Below are 4,779 nucleotides of genomic sequence, written 5' to 3' on the forward strand. Positions count from 1 at the left end.
TTGGATACCATTCAGTGTTAAGATAAGGTGTGCATGGGTTTTATCTACTCGACAGACTTTTTGTCTCAGCCCGGATACAAACTCTGGTCATGCACCATGATATACAGCTAGCTAGGCATATATATCACGTTTTGGAGAGATACAAGCCTGGATGAAGAGCAATGTAATACGGGAAATCAGAGCCACGAAATCGGATTCCGCAAGCTCCATCCATTAGGCTACTCGGCTAAAGATAAACATTACTTCGATGACCAATATCGACAACCAAAACAGTCATTACTTCATATTTAATAAAGCAGATAACATGGTAATCACCAATTCGATATCGCCATTATTCCGCCAAACGTCCAGACAGCGGCTTGCCTTCACTCCTTGGATTGTCGCTCGTCGCTATTTTTTGTCCATTGTAATTACAACACGTTCCGCGACTTGTCGATCAAGCCGTTTTAAAGCCTTGAGCGCCTTTTCATCATATTCAACCTTCCAAGCCAAGTTCTTTCCTTACCTCTTCGGCAGTATAGCTGCGGCTTTTTCCGGCGCGGATATCTTCAAGGGCTTTATCCGCCAAATAAATATCTTCCACGTCTTCAAGGCCTTGCTTGATAATCTCGCGCAAATAATACGCCTTTGTGCGGCCAGTTTGGGTGGCTAGGTAATCTAACCGTTACTCGATGGCAGGGTCTAGCCTGGTTGAAGTTGCCATTTCGTAATCTCCATTGAATACACGTATTGAGTGTAGGCATGATTGAAATGTTCAGGTCTTTAAATCGCCCATTGTTTCGTTAAATCCGCCGAATGGAAAAAGGAACTGCATAATCCCATTCTTCTCGAACATACATGCCTTTATAGTGTACTTTCAGCAATCTCGGTGAGTGAGGTGCTAAAAAACCCTTTTTCAGCAAACAGTTTCAAAGTTGCCAGCAATATTTCATCCTGTGTTTCGGCTTTATCCTGAACTTCAGCTTGCGCTTGGGTTTCTTTTATTTCTTGTTCCATTTTTTCTTTCACAGCCAGTTCAATATGCTGTTTGTAAGTCCAAAAAATCCGCAACGGTCGCGCTTCGACCTTGGGATAATAAACCTTATTTTTCTGCCATGGCTTTCAGTGCCGCACTTAAATAATTCACCATAGACCATAGTGTTAGCGTAGCTGCGATATAAAGCAGGATGTAACCCACTGTATTGACGGGGATGCCGAATAAATCTTCACGATAAAGCAATAAAGTTATTGCCAGCATTTGGGCTGTGGTTTTCCATTTTCCTAGTTGCGACACTTTAACTTTCCCGCGCTGACCAATTTCTGCCATCCATTCCCTTAACGATGCAATGGTAATTTCCCTGCCAATGATAATCGCCGCTGGCACGGCCAGATAAGGATTCGCTTGTTGTTGCACAACCAACACCAGAACGAAGGCGACCATCAATTTATCGGCTACGGGATCCAGAAAGGCTCCGAAAGGCGTTTCCAGTTGCATTTTTCTGGCAAGGTATCCATCCAGCCAATCTGTAAACCCTGCAAATATAAATATAAGGGTACACGCAACGTTGGCATGAGTCCAAGGTAGATAAAACACGACGGCCAGTAAAGGAATTAGCGCTATCCTTAATATGGTGAGGTAGGTCGGTATATTATATTCAATGGTCATCGTGGTGATGAAAGTTGTCGTAAATTCGTTGCGCCAATTGCCTGCTTATGCCATCTACACTGCAAAGCGCATCTACCCCAGCCTGCCCGATACCTTGCAGCCCACCAAATTGCTTTAACAAAACTTGTCGGCGCTTGGCACCCAGCCCTGCAATTTCTTCCAACACCGACTGTTTGGCTACTTTCCCCCTCCGCTGCCTATGTCCGGTTATGGCAAAGCGGTGCGCCTCATCCCTGATATGTTGAATGAGCAGCAAACCGCTTGCGCCTGGCGTTACGGCTATAGGTTGTTCCTGTTCAACCAGGATCAATTTCTCCATTCCCGGCTTCCTATCCGGCCCCTTGGAAACGCCGACTATCATAACATCATTTATCTCTAATTCGGCTAACGCCTTTTGCGCTACACTTACCTGGCCTTTACCGCCGTCGATAAAAAGAATATCCGGCGCTTCATGCTCGCCTTGTTTCAGTCGTTTAAAACGCCTGGAAACCGCTTGATAGATAGCCGCATAATCATCCCCACCCGTTATGCCTTCGATATTGAATCGACGATACGCTGATTTTACCGGCCCGTCCCGGTCAAACACCACACAGGATGCTACGGTTTGGTTTCCCTGGGTATGGCTGATATCAAAACATTCCAGGCGTTTAGGTGGCTCTTTACAACCTAACTCTTCCTGGAGGCTGAGAAACCGTGCATAAATTCCTTGTTTATCGGCTAACTTGCTTAACAGCGAATTTTCCGCGTTCGTTAAGGCCATCTGTAGCCACTTCGAACGCTCACCCCTGACTTTGCAGGAAATCGCTACGGAATGTTTGGCTAGCCTAGCCAATACTTCTGTCAAAAGTGTTGATTCTTCCAATTCATGGCTGACAATCAACTCATAAGGTACGGGCTTATCAAGATAATACTGGGGAATAAACGCTTGAATAACTGCGCCAGGATCATATTCTTCCGTCATTTTAGGAAAGAACGCCTTATTCCCCAGATGTTGCCCGTTGCGGATAAAAAATACTTGAATACAGGCAATATTGGCTTTAGTCGCGCAGGCAATAATATCGACATCGCCCCGCTCTCCGTACACAAAATTCTTTTCCAGCACCGTGCGTAATTTTGCGATTTGATCCCTGTATCCTGCCGCCTGTTCGTAGTTTAGTTCGGATGCCGCTTGTTCCATTTTCGCAATCAGTTGTTCGATTAGCAAACTGCCCTTGCCTTCCAGGAACATCACTGTACTCGCTACATCTTGAGCGTAATCGGGTTTGTCGATCAAGCCTACGCAAGGCGCAGAGCAGCGCCCTATCTGGTATTGCAGGCATGGCCGGGTGCGGTTACTGAAAACGGTATCATCGCATTGCCTGACCGGGAATATTTTTTGCAGTAGTTTTAAACTTTCCCGCACCGCACCTGCACTGGGATAAGGCCCAAAATATTGCCCCCGTTTATTCTTTGCGCCACGGTGAAACGTAAGTTGGGGAAAATCCTGATTACTGGAAAGGAAAATATAAGGAAAGGACTTGTCGTCCCGCAAACAGATGTTGTAACGAGGCTTATACCGTTTGATGAGCTGGCATTCCAGCAATAAGGCCTCACCTTCCGTATGCGTTACCGTCACCTCTATATTCGCAACCTTGGCAACCATAGTTTGCTGCTTGGGCGATGCGGTTTGGTTATTAAAATAGCTGGAAACGCGATTTTTGAGGTTTTTTGCCTTGCCGATATAAATGGTCTCGCCGCGGTCATCAAGCATTTTGTATATGCCCGGACGCTTGGTCAGCGTTTTTAAAAATCCTTTGCTATCGAATGAATTGTCTTGGGAGGCCAATGTAATAAAACTCAAAAAAGCGAATATTGCGGAAGAATAATTTGCTACTGTTATAGCGATCCTGATCTTTGACTGCTTTAGTCGGCAATAATGCCTACGCCCTGGACATGAATTTTCCGGTCTCGGTATTCACCTTGACCAGTTCACTCATCTCTAAATATTCTGGAACCTGAATTTCGATACCAGTCGTCAAACGCGCTGTTTTCGTCCTTGCGCTGGCAGTTGCGCCTTTTATTGCGGGCGTTGTTTCAACGATAGACATGACGACCGAACTGGGCAGTTCAATGCCAATGACCTCATCGTCTACTAACAAGGCGACAATGCCTTCTAGCCCTTCGGTCAGATACCCTATCTGGCCCTCAAGTTCTTCGCTGGACAAACTGTACTGACTGTAATCCTCCTCATTCATGAAGACATAATTGTCGCCATCAAGATATGAAAACTGTGCCTTGGCGCGTACATAAGCGGCTTCTTTCAGGAAATCATCGCCTTTTAACGACTCGTCCAGTTTTTGGCCGGTTTTCAGGTTATTAAACCGAACCTTATATAGCGTTGAAGCACCCCTGGATGAGGGATTCCTGACTTCAATCTGCTTAACCACATGAGGCACGCCATTCACCTCAACAACCATCCCTTTTTTTAACTCACTTGCTTTTGCCACGCACAACTCCGACTGTTTGCCGTCTATCAATAAGGTAACCGATAGTCTAACGTAGATTCAACCAATTTTCCCTCTTAAAACTTACCCTACGCGACTTCATTCCAGCCAGGGTAAGCAAAATTACCAAACCTTCGACCCTAAACCGTTTTCAATAACCCGAACTTAGCGCAGCTATAGGTATTTATGCTAATAGTATTTGTTTTGGCGAACCCGGATAATAATCCCAACGTAGTCCTGGCACGGTTGCAAGACACTATCCAGGCATGTTTATTATAAGGGACGGATTAAGTTAAATCAGGAACACATCATGTACTTTATAAGCAATATGGCGATCAATCGAGTCTATTTGACACACAAATCGCCAAGAAATTTGATTTCTTTGTACCCTTTACTTTTTGAACAAAACCAATAACGAACACCTTAATTAATTAAGGGAATTATTTAGGAGTACTACTTAATGCATAATGAAAGAAGAACTTATTCAGTCGACTTTAAAGCCCAAGTTACAATGGCTGCAATGAAAGGCGATAAAACGCTTGCAGAATTAGCAATGGAATTTTCCGTCCATCCTAATCTGGTTAGCCAATGGAAACAGCAATTTGCTGACAATATAAACCGGGTGTTTGACAATGACGACGATAATTTAGA

Annotated in this window: 6 protein-coding genes; 2 read left to right on the forward strand and 4 right to left on the reverse strand. The window is 44.7% G+C overall.

Annotation, left to right across the window (positions count from 1 at the left end; genetic code table 11):
- Positions 1 to 247: 247 nt before the first annotated feature.
- On the forward strand, positions 248 to 652 hold the full coding sequence (locus tag ACLQ6D_RS10985) for a hypothetical protein (RefSeq protein WP_411727324.1): 405 nt from the start codon (positions 248 to 250) through the stop codon (positions 650 to 652).
- Positions 653 to 843: 191 nt separating this feature from the next.
- Here the strand turns inward: ACLQ6D_RS10985 and ACLQ6D_RS10990 are convergent, their stop codons facing one another.
- From ACLQ6D_RS10990 to yeiP, 4 genes are all read right to left on the reverse strand, one after another.
- On the reverse strand, positions 844 to 1,008 hold the full coding sequence (locus ACLQ6D_RS10990; protein WP_411727325.1) for a hypothetical protein: 165 nt from the start codon (positions 1,006 to 1,008) through the stop codon (positions 844 to 846).
- A 73-nt stretch (positions 1,009 to 1,081) separates the two neighbouring features.
- A complete protein-coding gene (gene pgsA, locus ACLQ6D_RS10995; RefSeq protein WP_411727326.1) occupies positions 1,082 to 1,645 on the reverse strand; it encodes a CDP-diacylglycerol--glycerol-3-phosphate 3-phosphatidyltransferase in 564 nt (187 codons plus the stop codon).
- Positions 1,635 to 3,476 (reverse strand): excinuclease ABC subunit UvrC, encoded by a 1,842-nt coding sequence (gene uvrC, locus ACLQ6D_RS11000; RefSeq protein ID WP_411727329.1) that lies wholly within the window; start codon positions 3,474 to 3,476, stop codon positions 1,635 to 1,637. Before uvrC ends, pgsA begins: the two co-directional genes overlap by 11 nt.
- Before the next feature lie 88 nt (positions 3,477 to 3,564).
- Positions 3,565 to 4,131, reverse strand: coding sequence for an elongation factor P-like protein YeiP (gene yeiP, locus ACLQ6D_RS11005; protein ID WP_411727327.1), 567 nt, complete (start codon positions 4,129 to 4,131; stop codon positions 3,565 to 3,567).
- Positions 4,132 to 4,588: 457 nt separating this feature from the next.
- On the opposite strand from yeiP, the gene ACLQ6D_RS11010 reads away from it, so the two are divergent.
- Positions 4,589 to 4,779, forward strand: a 191-nt coding sequence (locus ACLQ6D_RS11010) for a transposase (RefSeq protein WP_411727328.1), incomplete at its 3' end; no start/stop codon positions are given.

Origin of the sequence: Methyloglobulus sp. (genome assembly GCF_046714055.1) — a bacterium.
Classification (GTDB): Bacteria; Pseudomonadota; Gammaproteobacteria; order Methylococcales; family Methylomonadaceae; genus Methyloglobulus.